Consider the following 17,285-nt stretch of genomic DNA (forward strand, 5'->3'; position numbering starts at 1 on the left):
GGCCCGCCCGGCCGGTGGCGCGGCGCCGTCCACGGGGTCCGTGCCGCCCAGCTGGATCGCCTCCCCACCCTGCCGATGACAAGGGGGCGACATCGTCCGGCAGCGCTGGGAGGACCTCTGTGCTCGACATCCAGGACCGGTCGGCCCCACGGGGAGCCGGCCGGGGCGCCTCCCCCACCGGGGAGGCGCGCACCTTCGCCCCGGACGAGCTGATCGTCTCCAAGACCGACCTCCGCGGCGTGATCACCTACGCCAACGACGTCTTCCTGCGGATCAGCCGGTACGAGGTGGACGACGTGATCGGCCGGCCGCACAACCTGATCCGGCACCCCGACATGCCCCGTGCGGTCTTCGCCCTGCTGTGGCAGACCCTCTCCCAGGGGCGCGAGCTGTTCGCCTACATCAACAACCTCGCCGCCGACGGTGCGCACTACTGGGTGCTCGCGCACGTCACGCCGTCCTACGCCGCCGACGGGTCCGTCGTCGGGTACCACTCCAACCGGCGCCGCCCCTCGCCCGGCGCGATCCGCAGCGTCACCCCCCTGTACCAGCGCCTGGTCGAGGAGGAGCGGCGGCACCCCACGGCCAAGGCCGCCGTGGCCGCCTCCTCCCGCCTGCTCGACGAGCTCGTCGCCGCGCAGGCGGACTCGTACGAGGAGTTCATCTGGTCGGTCATCGCGCGAGAGGAGCGCTGAGGTGGGCATCCGCAGGCGGTCCGGGAGCGGACTGCGCAGCGACGCCGAGGAGCTGGCGGTCTACCGCGCCTTCGTGCAGCAGCTGACCCGGACCTGCCAGGCCGCCGCCCGCGGCGACCTGGAGGCCCGCAGCCGCCCGACGCCCGGCATCGCCGACGTGCCTGAGCTCCAGGCGCTCAACGACGGCGTCAACAGCATGCTCGACGTCTCCGACGCCTTCGTCCGCGAGGCCTCGGCCGCGCTGACCTCCGCGGCGGCCGGCCGGTTCCACCGCTCGGTGCTGCTCGGCGGCCTGGCCGGCGCCTACCGCAAGGGGGCCACCGAGATCAACGCCGCCCGCGACGCCATGCAGGCGACCGCGGGGCGGGTCACCGAGGCCACGAGCGCCCGCCTGCGGCTGGCCGACGAGTTCGAGACCGTCGTCCTGTCCACCTCCGAGCAGGTGGCGACGGCATCGACGGAGATGAGCGCCTCGGCGGCCGGGCTGGCCGGCGCGGCCTCCGCGGCGAGCGCCGAGGCCGCCACCGCCCAGGAGACGATGAGCGCGCTGACCCGCTCGGCGACCGAGATCCGCGACGTCATCGCGCTGATCGACGCCGTCGCGGCCCAGACGCGGCTGCTGGCGCTCAACGCGACCATCGAGGCCGCCCGCGCCGGCGAGGCCGGCAAGGGGTTCGCCGTCGTGGCCTCGGAGGTCAAGGACCTCGCCGACCAGACCGGCCGGGCCACCGAGCGGGTGACCGCTCAGGTCGAGCAGATCCGGGCCGCCTGCGAGGAGGTCGCCGCGGTCATGACCCGGGTCGGGACGACGGTCACCGAGATGAACGGCATGGTGGACGGGATCGCCGCCGCGGTCGACGGCTCGGCGTCCCTGGGCCCCGGCGGCCAGGACGTCAGCGGACTGTCCCAGCTGGCCGAGCAGCTGCGCTCCGAGGCGACCGGCTTCCTCGGGGAGATGCGCCGCTGAGCTCCGGGTACCGTTCGGTCCGGTGCCCGGCTGCGGCCGGGCGCCGGTACCGACGCGCGTCCGGGCCGCGTCGGGAGGGGCAGGGGATCAGCACGGGGAGGTGCGCCGGTACGTGAGCACAGGCGCCGCCCCGTCCCCGGCTCCGGGGGACGACGAGCTCTTCGGTGACGGTGGTGAGAACGGCCGCCTGATGGCCGCCTTCGACTGGTCCGCCACGCCGGTCGGGCCGGTCGGGACCTGGCCGGCCAGCCTGCGGCACGCCGTCCGCACGGTGCTGGTCTCCCGGTTCCCGATGATCCTGGCCTGGGGGCCGGGGTACACCCAGTTCTACAACGACGCCTACGCGACGTTGATCGGCACCAAGCACCCCGGCGCCATCGGCGACGACCTGCGGGTGACCCTCGCCGAGGGCTGGGCGGCGCTGCAGGAGCCGGTGGAGCACGCGATGGCGGCCCGCGAGGCGTCCTGGATCCCGCAGCTGCTCCTGCTCCTCGAGCGCGCCGGCTACCGCGAGGAGACCTACTTCACCGTCTCCCACGCCCCGGCCTACGGCGACGACGGCCGCGTCGCGGGCATGCACGCGGTCTGCACCGAGGTGACCCGGCAGGTGCTGGCCGAGCGCCGGCAGCGCCTGCTGCACGGCGTCGCGACGTCGACCGGGGAGCTGGTCGACGAGGCCGCGACGGTGGCGGCGATGACCGCCGCGCTGGCCGGGGACCTCCTGGACGTGCCCTTCGCCGCCGTCTACCTCGCCACCCCGGGCGCGCCCGGACTGCGCCGCACCGCGGTGGTCGGCTGCCCTCCCGAGCACCTGCCCGAGGTCGCCACCGCACCCGGCGAGCTGCTCCCCGAGGACGTCGCCGGGCTCGGCGTCCCCGGCGGGCCCTTCGGCGACTCGGTCACCGAGGGCGTCGTCCTCCCCCTGGGCGGTACGGACGGCGACAGCGTGGGCGCTCTGGTGGTCGGCGTGAACCCCAACCGCGCGCTGGACGAGGAGTACCGCTCCTTCCACGAGCTGCTGGCCGGCCAGTTCACCGCCGCCGTCCGCAACGCCCGGGCCTACGCCGAGGAACGGGCCCGGGCGGAGGCGCTGGCCGAGCTGGACCAGGCCAAGACGGCGTTCTTCGCCAACGTCAGCCACGAGCTGCGCACGCCGCTCACCCTGCTGCTCGGCCCGATCGCCGACACCCTCGCCGAGAACGGTCCTGCGCTGCCAGCCAGCGTCCGCGAGTCGCTGACCCTGGCCCTGCGGAACGGCCAGCGTCTGCAGCGGCTGGTCAACGACCTGCTGGAGTTCGTGAGCATCGAGGCCGGCCGGGCGTCCGCGGTTCGGGTGCAGACCGACGTCGCCGCCTTCACCGCCGAGCTGGCTGGGGTGCTGCGGGCCGCCGCCGAGCGCGCGGGCCTGCGGCTCACCGTCGACAGCCCGTCGCTGGACCGGCCCGCCTACGTCGACCCGCGGATGTGGGAGAAGATCGTCCTCAACCTGGTGGCCAACGCGGTGAAGTACACCTTCGTCGGCGGCATCGACGTCACCCTGCGGGCCGAGGGGGACGACCTGGTGCTGCAGGTGGCCGACACCGGGGTCGGGATCCCCGCCGCTGAGCTGCCGCACCTGTTCGAGCGGTTCCACCGCGGCGCGGGCACCGCCGCGCGCAGCCGGGAGGGCAGCGGGCTGGGGCTGGCCCTGGTCCGCGAGCTGGTCACCCTGCACGGCGGCGAGGTCAGCGCCACCAGCGAGCCCGGCAGCGGCAGCACCTTCACGGTGCGGGTCCCCTTCGGCGCTCCTGACGCCCCGGCCGGCGCCCCCGCCGTCCCGTCGGCGTCCGCGCGCGGCGGTGTGGTCACGCCGTGGGACGACGTCGCGGGCGGGGCGGGCGTGCGGACGCCGGCCGGCAGCCCGGGCACCAGCGTGCTGGTCGTCGACGACAACGCCGACATGCGCGCCTACCTGGCGCGGCTGCTGTCCCCGCTCTGGACGGTCCGGACGGCCACCAACGGGCAGGAGGCGCTGGAGAGCGTCGCGGCGGCGCGGCCCGACGTCGTGGTGACCGACGTGATGATGCCCGGGCTCGACGGCTTCGAGCTGCTCCGCGCCCTGCGGGCCGATCCCGCGGTGCGCGACGTCCCGGTGGTCATGCTCACCGCCCGGGCCGGCCAGGAGGCCGCGGTGGAGGGCTTCGACGCCGGGGTGGACGACTACCTGGCCAAGCCGTTCGAGTCCGCCGAGCTCGTCGGCCGGCTGCGCGCGGTCCTGGAGCGCACCGCCGGCCGCGCGGTCGTCGGCAGCCGTCCCGCGCCCCCCGGTCCGCAGCCCGCGACCGTCGCAGCGGACGGGGACGCGACCGCCACGGCGCCGCCCCGCCCGCGCCCGCCGGTGACCCCGCCCTCGGCTGCGCCGTCCGCGGTGGACCCGGCGCCGCCGGTCCCGCTCGCCCCCGCGGGCACCACCGTCCGCCGGCACTGGCGCTTCCCGTCCGACACCCGGTCCATCCCGGCACTGCGCCGGCGGCTGTGGACGCTGTTCGCCGAGGCCGGCCTGGACGAGGACCTGGCCTACGATCTTGTCCTGGCGACGTGCGAAGCGGCCACGAACGCCATCGAGCACGCGCAGGACCCGGCCGAGCCGGTCATCGACGTGGGCGCCGAGCTCGCCGACGGCCGCGTCGAGGTAGTGGTCCGCGACCACGGCCGGTGGCGGGAGCGAGTGCCGAGCATGGACCGTGGCCGCGGCTCGATGCTGATGAGCGCCGTCGGGCAGGTCACCGCGACACCCGGCCCGGCGGGCACCACCGTGGTCATCCGCGCCGGCGCCCCCCCGCTCCCCTCCCGGCGGCCGCTCCGGTGAACCCGGGCGGCACTCCGCGGGTGTGGTCCATCGGCAGGACGTCGAGCTCCCCGAGCTCTCGGTGGCGGTGTCCCGATGTCGCTGTCGCGGGGTCCCGGCAGGGACTCACCAGCCGTTCCGCGAGGGGCGACCGCGCTGCGATGTGGCGACGTCGACGCGGGAGCCGGACCACGGGCCCGACTCCCGGGGAGCGCGTACGACCCGCCGCTCAACCGCGCAGTTCCGCGTTGAGCCGTGCGGCCTGTCGCGTGAGGTGGTCGCGTTCGGGGAGGTTGGGCGCTGATCGGGCCGCCTCGGCGTAGAGCCGTGCTGCGGTCACTCGATCACCCTCACGCTCGTGCAGGTACGCCGCGACGGCGGCGTGGCGGGGCAGGGCGGGATCGAGCCCCGCCAGTGCGGCCAGGCCGGCCCGGGATCCGACGGCCTCGCCGACCGCGACGGCCCGGTTGAGGCGGGCGACCGGGCTGTCCGTGAGCCGCACCAGCTCGTCGTACCACTCGACGATCTGCACCCAGTCGGTCTCCTCTGCCGTGCGCGCGTCGGCGTGGAGCGCGGCGATGGCGGCCTGGGCCTGGAACTCCCCCAGTCGGTCGCGGGCGAGGGCGGTCTGGAGCACGTCGACGCCCTCGGCGATCAACCGGGTGTCCCACAGGGTGCGGTCCTGCTCGGCGAGGGGCACGAGGCTGCCGTCGGGGCGGGTCCGTGCCGGGCGCCGCGCGTGGTGGAGCAGCATGAGCGCGAGCAGGCCCGCCACCTCCTCGTGCTCGGTCTTCTCCGCCAGCTGGCGAGCCAGCCGGATCGCCTCGCCCGCGAGATCGACGTCGCCGGAGTAGCCCTCGTTGAAGACCAGGTAGAGCACGCGCAGCACCGTGGCGACGTTCCCGGGCTGGTCGAACCGGACGCCCGAGACGGTCCGCTTGGCCCGACTGATGCGCTGGGCCATGGTCGCCTCCGGCACCAGGTAGGCCTGCGCGATCTGACGCGTGGTCAGACCGCCGACCGCGCGCAGTGTGAGCGCGACCGCCGAGGCCGGGGACAGGGACGGGTGGGCGCACAGGAAGTACAGCTGCAGCGTGTCGTCCACCTCCTCGGCCGGCCCGGGCGCAGGCTCGTCGTCGACGAGCACCTCGCGCCGCCGTCGGGAGGTGTCGGCGCGGGCGGCGTCGAGGAACCTGCGCCACCCAACGGCCACCAACCACGCCCTGGGCTCCCGCGGCGGGTCGTCCGGCCACACGCGCACGGCTTCGACCAGCGCGTCCTGCACGGCGTCCTCGGCCGCCGCGAAGTCGGCTCCGCGGCGGACGAGGACCCCGATCACGGCGGGGATGAGGGCCCGCAGCAGGGCCTCGTCCACCGCGCGTCACTCCGTGATGGTCGGCGGCGCGGCCAGGAACGGCCGCACCTCGAGCCACTCGTGGATCGGCTTCCCACCCGCACCCGGAGCCGCGGACAGCTCGCCGGCCAGCTCGAGCGCCCGCTCGTGGGTCTCGACGTCGATCACCATCCAGCCGGCGATCAGGTCCTTGGTCTCCGCGAACGGACCGTCGGTGACCGGCGGCCGCCCCTCGCCGTCGTAGCGGACGAACGTGCCCTCCGGGGAGAGCGCCTGGCTGTCGACGAACTCCCCGGTGCCCTCGAGCCGGACGGCGAAGTCCTGCATGTACTGCACGTGGGCCGAGACCTCCTCCGGCGTCCACTGGTCCATCGGCACGTCGTTGACCGCCGCCGGCGCGCCACGGTAGTGCTTGAGCAGCAGGTACTTGGCCATCGTGTTCTCCTCGGTGACGTACGGCCCATGGTGGCCGTGTCCACCCCGTGGACGGAGCCGCGCCCGGGTTCTCGACATCCCACCGCGACGATCCTCCGGCGGACTTCGGCGGCACCGTGGTCATCCGCGCCGGCGTACCGAGACGGTCACGCGGACCGATGAGGCGGGCCGCAGCAGTCGTCCGGCCCGCGAGGCGCCCGCTCGGACGACACCCGGACACCGGGTCGGTCCGGCGGAGGGCCGTGGGACCGGTGGGAGACGGTGGGCCGAGTCGCTGGAGGCGGAGATCGACCCGAACGGGGGTGCGCGTGACACTGCACCCACCGTGTATTCTCTCCGGGACTGCTCGATCGGCCCCGGTCGGGAGCTGCGGCAAGAGCGCAGGTCAGAGCGTCATGCGGGTGTAGTTCAATGGTAGAACATCAGCTTCCCAAGCTGACAGTGCGAGTTCGATTCTCGTCACCCGCTCTCCGCCTCCGGGCCGCAGGCACGTCGACCCACTGGTCGGCCGCGTCGCCGGGGCGTCGGTCGTCCCATCCCCGCCGGCCGCGGTGTCCGAGCCGGTCATCGTCGTCGCGCCGGGCGCCGTCGCGTGTCCACCCGCGCGACGAGGCACGTCCTCCCTGGTCAGCACCGTCACACGATCCGGTCACGTCCCGTTTGCCGCGGGGGCGACCGGGCACCGATCCCGGGCCCTGCGCCGCCCCCGAGGAGACGTGATGCCCGAGCCCGACCGCACCCGGACCGACCTCGACGCCCCCACCACGGCGGCTGCCCCCACGGCGCCGGACGGCGCGCACGCCACCCGCGGGGCCGCCCGGGACGCCGTCGACGCCCAGCACGCCCGCTACGGCGGCATCAAGTGGGGGGCTGCGTTCTTCGGCTGGCTGTCGGCCAACGGCCTGGCCGTGCTGCTGCTGGCCATCCTCTCCGCGGCCGGTGTCGCCTTCGGCCTGAGCCAGGTCGACACGGCGGACGAGGCCGCCCGGCAGGCCACCACCATCGGCCTCACCGGCGGCATCGCCCTGCTGGTCGTGCTCTTCCTCGCCTACTTCGCCGGCGGCTACGTGGCCGGCCGGATGGCCCGCTTCGACGGCGCCCGTCAGGGCCTGGCCGTGTGGCTCATCGGCCTGCTGGTGGTGGTCGTGCTCGGCCTCCTCGGCGTGGTGCTGGGCGCGCAGTACAACGTGCTCTCCCAGCTGAACCTGCCGAGCATCCCGGTCAGCGGCAGCACCGCCACCACCGCCGGCGTCGTCGCCGGCGTGGCTGCCGCGCTCGTCTCCCTGCTCGGCGCGCTGCTCGGCGGCGGGCTCGGCACCCGCTACCACCGCAAGATTGACCGTGTGGGCTTCACCGCGTGACCCGCGACGCCGCAGCCGGAGCCGCCTACGGCCCTGCCGGCGAGGCTGCCTCCTCGACGATGACCGGGGAGCGGTCGACGGCGGACCCGTTGTCCTGCACCTCCTGACTGCAGCGCGGGACGAGCAGCAGGACCGCGAGCACGATGGCCAGTCCGGCGAGGAAGGTGGCGGCGACGACTCCCCTGCCCCGGCGGCGCCGCGCGGGCGGTTCGTCCCCGCCGGGGCGTTCCCCGGTCCCGTCGCCGTGGGGTCGTGGGTCCGTTGGCGGCATGGCAGGCTCCCGTGTCGATCGGTCGCGCACTGCTCACGCACGACCCCCCTGCCCCACGGGGGGTCTGCCCATGCACGCCCGGTCCGGCCGTGCCCTCGCGGGCAGCCGGAGTCCGGAGGGAGGCAGGAGCCCGTGCCACCGTTGCGGGACGACGTCCTCCCGGGGTCCCTGGTCGGGCAGTTGCGCGCGGCCGGATGCGTGTTCGCCGAGGAGGAGGCCGCCGCACTGCTGGCCGCCGCGACCGGTCCGGGGCACCTCGCGGCGATGGTGGGCCGCCGGGTGGCCGGCGAGCCGCTGGAGACGGTCCTCGGCTGGGCCGGGTTCTGCGGCCTGCGCGTCGCGGTGGAGCCCGGCGTCTTCGTGCCGCGGCAGCGGACCGCCCTGCTGGTCGAGCGGGCCGTGGCCCTGCTGCGCTCGGCCCCCGGCACCCCGGTCGTGGTCGACCTGTGCTGCGGCTCCGGCGCGGTGGGGCTCGCCGTCGCCGCGGCCCTCGGCGCGGTCGAGCTGCACGCGGCCGACCTCGACCCGGTCGCCGTCGGCTGCGCCCGGCGCAACCTCGCTCCGGTCGGCGGCCGGGTGCACCAGGGCGACCTCTACGCAGCACTGCCGGCCGCGCTGCGCGGCCGGGTCGACCTCCTGGCGGTCAACGCGCCGTACGTGCCCACCGCGGCGGTGGCGCTGATGCCGCCCGAGGCGCGCGACTCCGAGCCGCGCACCGCGCTGGACGGCGGTCCGGACGGCACCGACGTGCAGCGACGGGTCGCCGCCGCGGCGCGGTCCTGGCTGGCACCGGGCGGGGCCCTGCTGGTCGAGACCAGCGCGCGCCAGGCATCGCTCACCGCCGCCGCGGTACGGGCGGGCGGGCTGCACGCGTCCGTGGTGCGGGACGACGAGCGGGACGCGACGGTCGTGCTCGGGACGCCCCAACCGGAGGCAACGTATTCAGATCGTCACCGTCCGCAGTGACACACGCAGTCACTGAGCGGGACGGCTCGGTAACGCCACGACCTCGATCAACGCGGGTCCTTGGTCCCTGCCGCCCCGCAACGGGGCGATGGACGATCGCTGCATGGACGACGCGCACCGGTTCAGGGACGAGCCGGAACAGGATCGGCCGCGCCCACCGCAAGCCCCCGCCGGCGACGACGCGCCGGAGGGACGCCGGGTGGAGCCGATGCGGCTGACCCCGTTGCTGCCGCGGCGCCAGCACCCCTGGTTGCTCGTCGAGGTCGACGGCTCCCCGGCCGCACAGGGCGCCCTGGTCTGGGCGCTCCGGGAGGCCGCCCGGCGGGAGGCCACCGTGGTCGCCGTCTGCGTGGTCGACGACGAGGGCGAGGACCCGCTCGCCGGCCTGTCCCGCCCCGGGGCGCGCGCGGGCGCCGCCGCGCTGGAGCGGCTGGAGGCCCAGGTCCTGCGGGCCATCGCCGAGACCGGCGTCTCCGGCCGGGCCCGCACCGCCGTCCTCGCCCGCCCGGTGTTCGAGGCGCTGAGCAGTGCCGCCCGTGGCGCCGACCTGGTCCTCGTCAGCGGCCAGGGCAAGGCCCTGCTGCGCCCCGCCGTCCCCCGGCAGCCGACCCGCCGCCTCGCCCGCGGCGCGTGACGGGGAGACCTCCATCACCACGTCGCCGACGCTCCCTCGCGAGCACCCCGACCGCCGGGCCCTGACCCCGCCCGGTACCGGGGCGGCCGACCTGCCCACTGCCGAGGTCCCCGCCCACGGCAGCCGGCCGACGGCGCACCGCGCGCAGGTCGACGTCACGCTGCGCGGGGTCGTCCTCGCCGCCGTCGAGGCCACCGGCGCCACGTACGGCGCGCTCGGCGTGCTCGACGACACCGGCGCGGCCTTCGAGCGCTTCCTCGTCGTGGGCATGGACGCCGCCGACCGCGCGGGGATCGGCCGGCTGCCCGTCGGGACCGGTGTCCTCGGCCTGCTGCTGCAGCGACCCGAGCCGCTGCGCCTCGAAGACCTGACCGCGCACCCGGAGGCGGTCGGCTTCCCGCCCGGCCACCCTCCGATGCAGGCCTTCCTCGGCGTGCCGGTCCGGGTGCACGACGCCGTCTTCGGCCACCTCTACCTCACCGTCAAACGCGGCGGCGGGTCGTTCACCGACGCCGACGAGGCCGCGGCGGTCGCGTTGGCCGCCACCGCCGGCCTGGCCATCGCCAACGCCGAGCTGGTCGAGCGGGCCGAGCACCGTCGGGCCTGGGCCCAGGCCGGCACCGACATCGCCACCGCGCTGCTGTCCGGCGCCGATCCCGACACGGTGCTGCGCTCCATCGGCGAGCAGGTCGCCGGTCTCGCCTCCGCCGACGCGGCCGGCGTCCTGGTGCCCGACCCGTGCAACGAGGACGCCCTCACCGTCGTGGTCGCCGTCGGGCTGGACACCGAGGATGCCGAGGGAGTGCGACTGCCCCTGGCCGACACCCAGCTGGGGACGGCGCACCGCACCGGCGTGCCGATGCTCATCCCGGACGCCCGCACCGCCGCGGTCGGGGGTCAGCGGGCGCCGGTGCTCGGCGAGCTGAGCCGCCACTTCGGCCCCACGCTGATGATCCCGCTGGGCGGACGCCCGGCGCTGGGCACCGTCGTCGCCATGCGGCTGCGCGGACGCGAGCCCTTCGCTCCCGACACCCTCGAGCTCGCCTCCGCCTTCGCCGCCCAGGCCTCCGTGGCGCTGGAGCTGGCCCGCAGCCAGCAGCGGGAGCGCCGGCTGCAGGTGCAGGCCGACCGGGACCGGATCGCCCGGGACCTGCACGACCACGTCGTCCAGCGGATCTTCGCCACCGGCCTGGCCCTGGACCGGGTGAGCCGCTCGCTGGAGGAGGAGCACCCCGAGACGGCAGCGGCGCTGGCCGATCGGGTCGACGAGCTCGACGGCACCATCGCCCGCATCCGCTCGGCGATCTTCGAGCTGCACGAGGCCGACGATGCCTCGCCCGACGCCGTCCGCACCCGCATCGTGGACGTCGTCCGTTCGATCACCGGCGGGCAGGGGCTGCGCCCGGACGTGCGGCTGCGCGGGGACGAGGACCTGCCTCCCGCGCTGCTGCCCGACGTCGTCGCCGTCGTCCGCGAGCTGGTGACCAACGTCGTCCGGCACGCGCAGGCGACCCGGGTGACGGTCACGGTGACCGTCGACGCCGAGGTCCGCGTCGTGGTCACCGACAACGGGGTCGGGTTGCCCGCGGTCGCCGTCCGCAGCGGGCTGACCAACCTGGCCGACCGCGCCGAGCGGCACGGCGGCCGGCTGACCACCTCCACCGGGCCGAAGGGGACCCAGATCCGCTGGAACGTGCCCATGCCGCGCCGGGACTGAGCCGGCCCCCGGGTGACGTGCTGGAACGGCCCCCGTCCAGGGGCCCACCCTGAGCCCAGATGGCCCCGCTCAGCGGCTCGCCCCGAGCGTGCGAGGGGTGGGGGGAGCGGGGTCCTTCTCGGGGCGGACGGGGGTTATTCGGGGCGGTCGCGCAGCTCGGTGGCGAGGATCGCGGCCTGGGTGCGCCGCTCGAGCCCCAGCTTGGCCAGCAGGTGGCTGGTGTAGTTCTTCACCGTCTTCTCCGCCAGCCCCATGCGGACGCCGATCTGGCGGTTGGTCAGGCCCTCCCCGATCAACCGCAGCACCGTGCGCTCCTGCTCGGTGAGCACGGCCAGCCGGCGGTCCCGCTCGGCCGGGCGGCGGCGCGCCGAGGCCGCGGCCCCGGCGTCCCGGTCGAAGAGCGTGCCGCCGTCGGCGACGGTCCGGACGGCGGTGACCAGCGCCGAGCCGCGGACCTGCTTGAGCACGTAGCCCGAGGCCCCGGCGGCGACGGCGGCGGCCACGGCGTCCTCGTCGGGGAAGCTGGTCAGCACCAGGCAGCGCAGGCCGGGCACCCTCTGGCGCAGCTCGCGGCAGACCTCCGCGCCGTCCCCGTCGGGCAGGCGCATGTCGACGACGGTGACGTCCGGTCGCACGGCCGGCACCCGGGCGAGGGCCTCGGCGACCGAGCCGGCCTCACCGACGACGGTGATGACCGGGTCCTCCTCCAGAACCTCGGCCACGCCGCGCCGCACGACCTCGTGGTCGTCGACCAGGAACACACGCACGGGACCGTCGCTCGCCCCCACGGGCGCCCCCTCCGGAGAGTGACCTACTTCACAGAGCGTAGCGACTGCTGGTGGGGGTCACCAGCCCGCCCCGCCTCAGGCGGGCAGGAGGAGGGCCGCGTACAACGTCAGACCGGGGCCGAACGCCATCGCCACGACCGGGCCGTCGACGTCGGCGAGCTCCTCGAGCACCAGCAGCACCGTCGCCGACGAGCAGTTGCCGTGCTCGGACAGCACGTGGCGGGAGGCGGCCAGCTGTTCCTCTGCCAGTCCGAGGTGGTCGCGGACGACGTCGAGGATCCGCGGGCCGCCGGGGTGCACCGCCCAGCCGGCGACGTCCTCGGTGCGCAGGCCGGCGCCGGTGAGCAGTTCCTCGACGACGTCGCCGACGTGCCGGGAAAGCACGTCGGGGACCCGCGGCGACAGCCCCATGCGGAAGCCCAGGTCGGTGACGTCCCAGGTCATGTGGTCGGCGGTCGAGGCGTCGGTGCGGGCGACCACCCCGGCCAGCCGCCGCCCGTGCCCCCGCCCCGGCTCCAGGACGACGGCCGCCGCCGCGTCGGAGAACAGGGCGTGCGCGACGACCTGGTCGAGCTCCCGGACCGGCGGCTGCACGTGCAGGCTGGTCAGCTCGCAGCAGAGCAGGACGGCCGGGCGGGACCGGGCGGTCACGTAGTCGCCGACGGCGGCCAGGCCCGGGATCGCGGCGTAGCAGCCCATGTGACCGACGAGCAGCCGCTGCAGTCCCGGTGGCATGCCGAGGTCGCTGGCCAGCCGGATGTCCAGGCCCGGGGTGGCGTAGCCGGTGCAGGTGGCGACGGCGAACAGGCCGACGTCCCCCGGCGCCAGGCCCGCGTCGTCGAGGGCGGCCGCGACCGCCTGCTTGCCCAGCGGCAGTGCCTCCTGCACGTAGCGCTGCATCCGCGCGCCGGTGCTCCACCCGCTGATGTCCTCGTCGAGCGGGTTGGCCACCGCGTGCCGGCGACGCACCCCGGAGCCGGCGAAGACCCGCTTCGCCGCGCGGACACCGGCGTAGTGGCCGGCGAAGAAGCCGTCCCAGGCCGCGTCCTGCTCGATCGTCGTCGGCAGCGCGCGACCGGCGCCGGTCACGACGGCGCTCATCTGCGCAGCTCACGGGCGCTCATGCCCCCGACCCTATGGGCGGCCGGGGTGCTGCGTCGCCCCGCCGGCCCGCTCACCGGCGCTTCCCGTAGCCGGCGAAGACGACGGCGGTCGACCGGACCGGCTTCATCCGCACGGTGTCCCGCCGGCCCAGCCGCCAGGCCAGTGCCTCCCGGAACGAGGGGCGCAGCCCCACCAGCCGGAGGTCCAGGCCGAGTTCGTCGGCGGCGGCCAGCATGCGGTCGCGGTCGACGAAGAGCGCGGGGTCGTGGATGCCAGGCGGCGGGCCGCCCGGGAGCCGCTCGGCCACGGTGACCATGAGGAACCGCCCGATCCGGGTGTCCGCCAGGGCGTCGAGCACCAGCGTGCCGCCGGGGCGCAGCAGCCGGGCGCACTCGGCGAGCACGCCCACGTCGTCCTCGACGTGCTCGAGGATCTCCCCGGCCACCAGGACGTCGGCACACCCGTCGATCAGCGGAACGGCGAGCACAGACCCGCGCACGGCCAGGACACCGTGCTCCCGGGCAACCTGGAGGCCCCGCGCGCCGAGGTCGACCCCCACGTGCCGGTAGCCGAGCCGGGCCGCGTGCGGCGCCATCAGCCCGCCGCCGCAGGCGAGGTCGACGAGCACCGCGTCCGGGCCGGGCGCCGGCGGGATGTGCTCGGCCCGCGAAGCGGCCAGCCAGTGCAGTGCGGCGAACCCGCCGGAGGCCTCCCACCACTGGTCGGCCAGGCCGTCGTACTGGGCGGGGTCGTTGCGGCGCAGCTGGCCCATGCGGCGGCTCTAGTCCTTCTTCAGGGGATCGTGCCCCCAGTTCATCAGCGAGTAGCGCCACTTGGAGGTCTCGACGTCCTCCTTCGCCGGTTCCTGGGCCAGGTGGCGGGCGACGTAGCCGTGCACCTTGCGCATGTGGGCGAGGTCGTCGTCGGTCAGGTCCGCCTCCTCGGCGCGCAGCAGCTCGACGATCCGGCGTCCCGAGGCGTGGCCGGTGGACTCACCGGAGCCGTCCTCCTTCTGCCCGACCGACTGCGACTCCTCCGTCTCCAGCCATCGCTCCAGCTCGGCGGGGGACATGTTGACCGCCTCCCGGAACTCCCTGCGGACGGTGTCCGGATCCTGGTCGTGCGCCATGGCTGCTCCCGCGGGGCTCTGGGCGTGTCGGGTCCTGCTCGTCGCGGTACCGCAGGTGGGTGGTGCGGAAACGGACCGACGTGGCAGGGGCGGCCGTCGCCCGCGGCCAGACGCCAGAGGAGGTGCTCGACCGCAACCTCGCCGAGCTGCTGCAGGAGATGCGGGTGGCGATCACCGGCGTGCAGATCCTCTTCGCCTTCCTGCTCACCCTGCCGTTCAGCGCCCGCTTCGAGGAGCTCGGCGCCTTCGGGACGACGGTCTACGCGGTCACCCTGCTGAGCACCGCGACCGCGACGCTGGTGCTCATCGCGCCGGTCTCGTTCCACCGCACGCTGTTCCGGCAGCGGCGCAAGCAGGAGCTGGTCGCCTTCGCCGACGGCGCGCTGCTGCTGGGCCTGGCGCTGCTCCTCCTCGGCATCGCGGCGGCGGTGCTGCTCGTGCTCGACGTCGTCCTCGGCCGGTGGCCGGCCCTCGTCTGCTGCGCCGCCGTCGTCGTGCTGGGCGTGGTGGCCTGGTACGTGGTGCCGCTGCGCCACCGGCGGCCGCGCGACGGCTGAGGCCCCGGGGGATGCTGCGCGGATGAGCGTCACCGTCGTCGGCAGCCTCAACGAGGACGTGCTGGTCCGGGTCTCCCGGCTGCCCGGCCGCGGCGAGACGGTGGTCGGCCGGGAGACCGAGCTGGCACCGGGCGGCAAGGGCGCGAACCAGGCCGCGGCGGCCGGCGGCCTCGGGAGCGGGGTGGCCATGGTGGGCCGCGTCGGCGACGACCCGGCCGCCGACCGGCAGCTGGCTGCGCTCGCGGACGCGGGGGTCGACGTCACCGCCGTGGTGCGGACGCCGGGCGTCCCCACCGGCAGCGCGACGATCCCGGTCGAGGACGGCAGTGGCGAGAACCTGATCGTCGTCGTGCCGGGGGCCAACGCCGCGCTGCGGCCCCGCGACGTCGACGTCCCGGCGGTGCGCGGGGCGCGGGTGGTGCTGCTGCAGCTGGAGGTGCCGTTGGAGACGGTGCAGGCCGCGGCGGCGCTCGCTGCGGGCACCGTCGTCCTCACCCCCGCGCCGCCGCAGCCGCTGCCGGCCGGGCTGCTCGAGCGGGTCGACGTCCTGGTCCCCAACGAGCACGAGCTCGTGCAGCTGGCCGGCGCACCTCCGGGCGACCGGACACCGGGCGAGCTGGCGCGGCTGGCCCGCGGCCTGGCGGCCGGCACCGTGGTGGTCACCCTGGGCGGGCGCGGCGCGCTGCTCGTGCCGGACGACGGTCCGGCACTGCTGCAGCCGCCGCTGCCGGTGCGGCCCGTGGACACCACCGGCGCCGGCGACGCCTTCTGCGGGGCGCTCGCCGTCGCGCTGGCCGAGGGGTCGTCCGCGGCCGATGCGGTGGCGACGGCAGCCACGGCGGCGGCGCTGTCGACCACCCGGTCCGGCGCCCGCGGGGCGCTCCCCGACGCCGCCGCGCTGGCCGCGGCGCGGTCCGGGCTGCCGGCCGCCGTTCCGGTCGACGAGGCGGTTGACCGGGCGGCCGGCCGGGCACAGGCTCGGCCAGCCGACGACCGAGGAGGATCTGCGATGACCGAACCGGAGCGCCCACCCCGCACCCCCGAACCTGCCGAGGGAGGCGATCCGCCCGGCCAGGAGGACGCCGGCCGCACGCCGCGCACCGAGGAGCCGGCAGAGGGCGGGGACGTCCCCGGCGAGGGCGCCGACACCCCGTGATCCGGGCGGTGCGGAACGCGGCCGGCCCGCGTCCCGCACCGCGCCGCCACGCGGCGAACGTGATGCATCTCTCCGTGATCTGGACTCAACTCACCGTCGCGGGTCTGTTTCGGTCCTGGCCGCCCAGGGGACCCTGGCCCGCATGGAGGACACGCAGCACCAGCCCCGAGTAGGTAACGAGACGTCGGAGGAGCGCCCGGCCGACGAGTCGCAGGCCCGGCAGGCCTCGACCGCTCCCCTGGCCCGCCTGCTGGCCAACCCGCGCCGGATCCGCAGGGCCTGAAGCAGGGCGCCCCTGCTCCCCGCCGCAGGAACCCCGTCCCCCGCCACCCACGAGCCCGGGGTGGACCCGGGACGGGGCGCGGCGGGCCCCGCAGGGGCCGCCGTCCTCCCACCTCCGCCAGCTCGGGGTCGGGCCCGGGACCGGGCCACCTCGGCAGCACGGATCGTCACACCCGCCCCACGGATCCCCGTGGTCCCGGTCAGCCCCGGGCGTACCTCGTCACTCACAGCAACCACCTACCAGCGGGTTCCGGCGTGCCGCGAACTGCTCCGTCACGCTCTGCGGCAGCATCGCCGACGTGACCGCAGCCGCCATCCCCCTCGCCGCCGACGACACCTCGGTCCCCGTCCGCCGGAGCCGGGCCGAGCGGCAGGCCATCGTCCTGGACACCGCCGAGCGGCTGTTCGCCTCCCGCAGCTCGCGCAGCGTCGGCATGGACGAGTTGGTCCGCGAGACCGGCCTGGGCAAGATGACGGTCTACCGGCTGTTCAAGAGCAAGGACGACCTGGTCGGCGCCTACCTGGCGCGCAAGGCGGCCACCGTGCTCGCCCGCATCGACGCCGAGCTCGTGCGCCTCGAGGACGACCCGCGCGCGGCGCTGCTCTCGGTGGTCGACACCGTCGAGGCCGACGTCACCCGTGCCGGCTTCCGCGGCTGCCCGTTCACCAACGTCAGCAGCGAGTACGACGACCCGCAGCACCCCGCGCGCAGCGCCGCGGCCGACTACAAGTTCGAGTTGCACGGCCGGCTCGAGCGCCTCGCCGAGCAGGTCGCCCCGGGCGCCGGCGAGGACCTCGCCGCGCAGGTCCACCTGATCATCGACGGGATGTACCTCTCCGGCGGCCTGCTGGGCCCGGACGGCCCCGCCGCGCACGGCCGCGAGCTGGCCGAGCGCCTCGTCGACATCGCCGTCGCCGACTGAGCACCTCGCGGTCCTCCGGACCGCACCGCGGGCCAGGTGCCGCACCCCGGCCGAGCGGAGCCGACCCGCACCCACTCGTCCGCGGTCGTCCAGCGGGCACCTCCGTGACATCGCAGGAT

General features: G+C 75.8%; 18 protein-coding genes and 1 tRNA gene. 12 read left to right on the plus strand and 7 right to left on the minus strand.

Features of this window, described 5'->3' with window-relative positions; genetic code table 11:
- The first annotated feature begins 119 nt into the window (after nt 1–119).
- The 3 genes from ACWIX3_RS02585 to ACWIX3_RS02595 all read left to right on the plus strand — a co-directional run bounded on the left by ACWIX3_RS02585 (nt 120) and on the right by ACWIX3_RS02595 (nt 4,510).
- On the plus strand, nt 120–695 hold the full coding sequence (locus tag ACWIX3_RS02585) for a PAS domain-containing protein (RefSeq protein ID WP_448610518.1): 576 nt from the start codon (nt 120–122) through the stop codon (nt 693–695).
- Nucleotide 696: 1 nt separating this feature from the next.
- A complete protein-coding gene (locus tag ACWIX3_RS02590; protein WP_448610519.1) occupies nt 697–1,662 on the plus strand; it encodes a methyl-accepting chemotaxis protein in 966 nt (321 codons plus the stop codon).
- 112 nt (nt 1,663–1,774) lie between these two features.
- Nucleotides 1,775–4,510, plus strand: coding sequence for an ATP-binding protein (locus ACWIX3_RS02595; protein WP_448610520.1), 2,736 nt, complete (start codon nt 1,775–1,777; stop codon nt 4,508–4,510).
- Nucleotides 4,511–4,718: 208 nt separating this feature from the next.
- On the opposite strand, the gene ACWIX3_RS02600 is transcribed toward ACWIX3_RS02595, so the two are convergent.
- Nucleotides 4,719–5,864, minus strand: coding sequence for an RNA polymerase sigma factor (locus ACWIX3_RS02600; RefSeq protein ID WP_448610521.1), 1,146 nt, complete (start codon nt 5,862–5,864; stop codon nt 4,719–4,721).
- A 6-nt stretch (nt 5,865–5,870) separates the two neighbouring features.
- A complete protein-coding gene (locus tag ACWIX3_RS02605) occupies nt 5,871–6,278 on the minus strand; it encodes a YciI family protein (protein ID WP_448610522.1) in 408 nt (135 codons plus the stop codon).
- A gap of 397 nt (nt 6,279–6,675) precedes the next feature.
- On the opposite strand from ACWIX3_RS02605, the gene ACWIX3_RS02610 reads away from it, so the two are divergent.
- A tRNA-Gly gene (locus ACWIX3_RS02610) sits at nt 6,676–6,746 on the plus strand.
- A gap of 251 nt (nt 6,747–6,997) precedes the next feature.
- Complete coding sequence (locus ACWIX3_RS02615; RefSeq protein WP_448610523.1) at nt 6,998–7,639, plus strand: hypothetical protein; 642 nt, start codon at nt 6,998–7,000, stop codon at nt 7,637–7,639.
- A gap of 25 nt (nt 7,640–7,664) precedes the next feature.
- Here ACWIX3_RS02615 and ACWIX3_RS02620 read toward each other — a convergent pair whose 3' ends face one another.
- A complete protein-coding gene (locus tag ACWIX3_RS02620; RefSeq protein ID WP_448610524.1) occupies nt 7,665–7,910 on the minus strand; it encodes a hypothetical protein in 246 nt (81 codons plus the stop codon).
- A gap of 132 nt (nt 7,911–8,042) precedes the next feature.
- Here ACWIX3_RS02620 and ACWIX3_RS02625 point away from each other — a divergent pair, with 132 nt between their 5' ends.
- The 3 genes from ACWIX3_RS02625 (at nt 8,043) to ACWIX3_RS02635 (ending at nt 11,227) form a co-directional block, all read left to right on the plus strand.
- Entirely contained in the window at nt 8,043–8,876 is an 834-nt protein-coding gene (locus ACWIX3_RS02625) for a putative protein N(5)-glutamine methyltransferase (protein WP_448610525.1), read from the plus strand.
- 103 nt (nt 8,877–8,979) lie between these two features.
- The gene (locus tag ACWIX3_RS02630; protein WP_448610526.1) at nt 8,980–9,510 is read left to right on the plus strand and encodes a universal stress protein; all 531 of its coding nucleotides are present in this window, start codon (nt 8,980–8,982) and stop codon (nt 9,508–9,510) included.
- A complete protein-coding gene (locus ACWIX3_RS02635) occupies nt 9,413–11,227 on the plus strand; it encodes a GAF domain-containing protein (protein WP_448610527.1) in 1,815 nt (604 codons plus the stop codon). The genes ACWIX3_RS02630 and ACWIX3_RS02635 overlap by 98 nt, the downstream gene beginning before the upstream one ends.
- Nucleotides 11,228–11,361: 134 nt before the next feature.
- Here the strand turns inward: ACWIX3_RS02635 and ACWIX3_RS02640 are convergent, their stop codons facing one another.
- From ACWIX3_RS02640 to ACWIX3_RS02655, 4 genes are all read right to left on the minus strand, one after another.
- Nucleotides 11,362–11,994, minus strand: a complete 633-nt coding sequence (locus tag ACWIX3_RS02640) for a response regulator transcription factor (RefSeq protein WP_448610528.1) — start codon at nt 11,992–11,994, stop codon at nt 11,362–11,364.
- Nucleotides 11,995–12,090: 96 nt separating this feature from the next.
- Nucleotides 12,091–13,116, minus strand: coding sequence for a type III polyketide synthase (locus ACWIX3_RS02645; RefSeq protein ID WP_448610529.1), 1,026 nt, complete (start codon nt 13,114–13,116; stop codon nt 12,091–12,093).
- A gap of 73 nt (nt 13,117–13,189) precedes the next feature.
- Nucleotides 13,190–13,891, minus strand: a complete 702-nt coding sequence (locus tag ACWIX3_RS02650; protein ID WP_448610530.1) for a methyltransferase domain-containing protein — start codon at nt 13,889–13,891, stop codon at nt 13,190–13,192.
- Between the two features lie 9 nt (nt 13,892–13,900).
- Nucleotides 13,901–14,248, minus strand: a complete 348-nt coding sequence (locus ACWIX3_RS02655) for a DUF3140 domain-containing protein (protein ID WP_448610531.1) — start codon at nt 14,246–14,248, stop codon at nt 13,901–13,903.
- A 59-nt stretch (nt 14,249–14,307) separates the two neighbouring features.
- Here ACWIX3_RS02655 and ACWIX3_RS02660 point away from each other — a divergent pair, with 59 nt between their 5' ends.
- The 4 genes from ACWIX3_RS02660 (at nt 14,308) to ACWIX3_RS02675 (ending at nt 17,166) form a co-directional block, all read left to right on the plus strand.
- The gene (locus tag ACWIX3_RS02660) at nt 14,308–14,805 is read left to right on the plus strand and encodes a DUF6328 family protein (protein WP_448610532.1); all 498 of its coding nucleotides are present in this window, start codon (nt 14,308–14,310) and stop codon (nt 14,803–14,805) included.
- A gap of 22 nt (nt 14,806–14,827) precedes the next feature.
- Nucleotides 14,828–15,961 (plus strand): ribokinase, encoded by a 1,134-nt coding sequence (locus tag ACWIX3_RS02665; protein WP_448610533.1) that lies wholly within the window; start codon nt 14,828–14,830, stop codon nt 15,959–15,961.
- A 142-nt stretch (nt 15,962–16,103) separates the two neighbouring features.
- Complete coding sequence (locus ACWIX3_RS02670) at nt 16,104–16,244, plus strand: hypothetical protein (RefSeq protein ID WP_448610534.1); 141 nt, start codon at nt 16,104–16,106, stop codon at nt 16,242–16,244.
- Between the two features lie 298 nt (nt 16,245–16,542).
- Entirely contained in the window at nt 16,543–17,166 is a 624-nt protein-coding gene (locus ACWIX3_RS02675; protein ID WP_448610535.1) for a TetR/AcrR family transcriptional regulator, read from the plus strand.
- The last annotated feature ends 119 nt before the right edge of the window (nt 17,167–17,285 follow it).

Source organism: Geodermatophilus sp. URMC 60, from assembly GCF_053502585.1.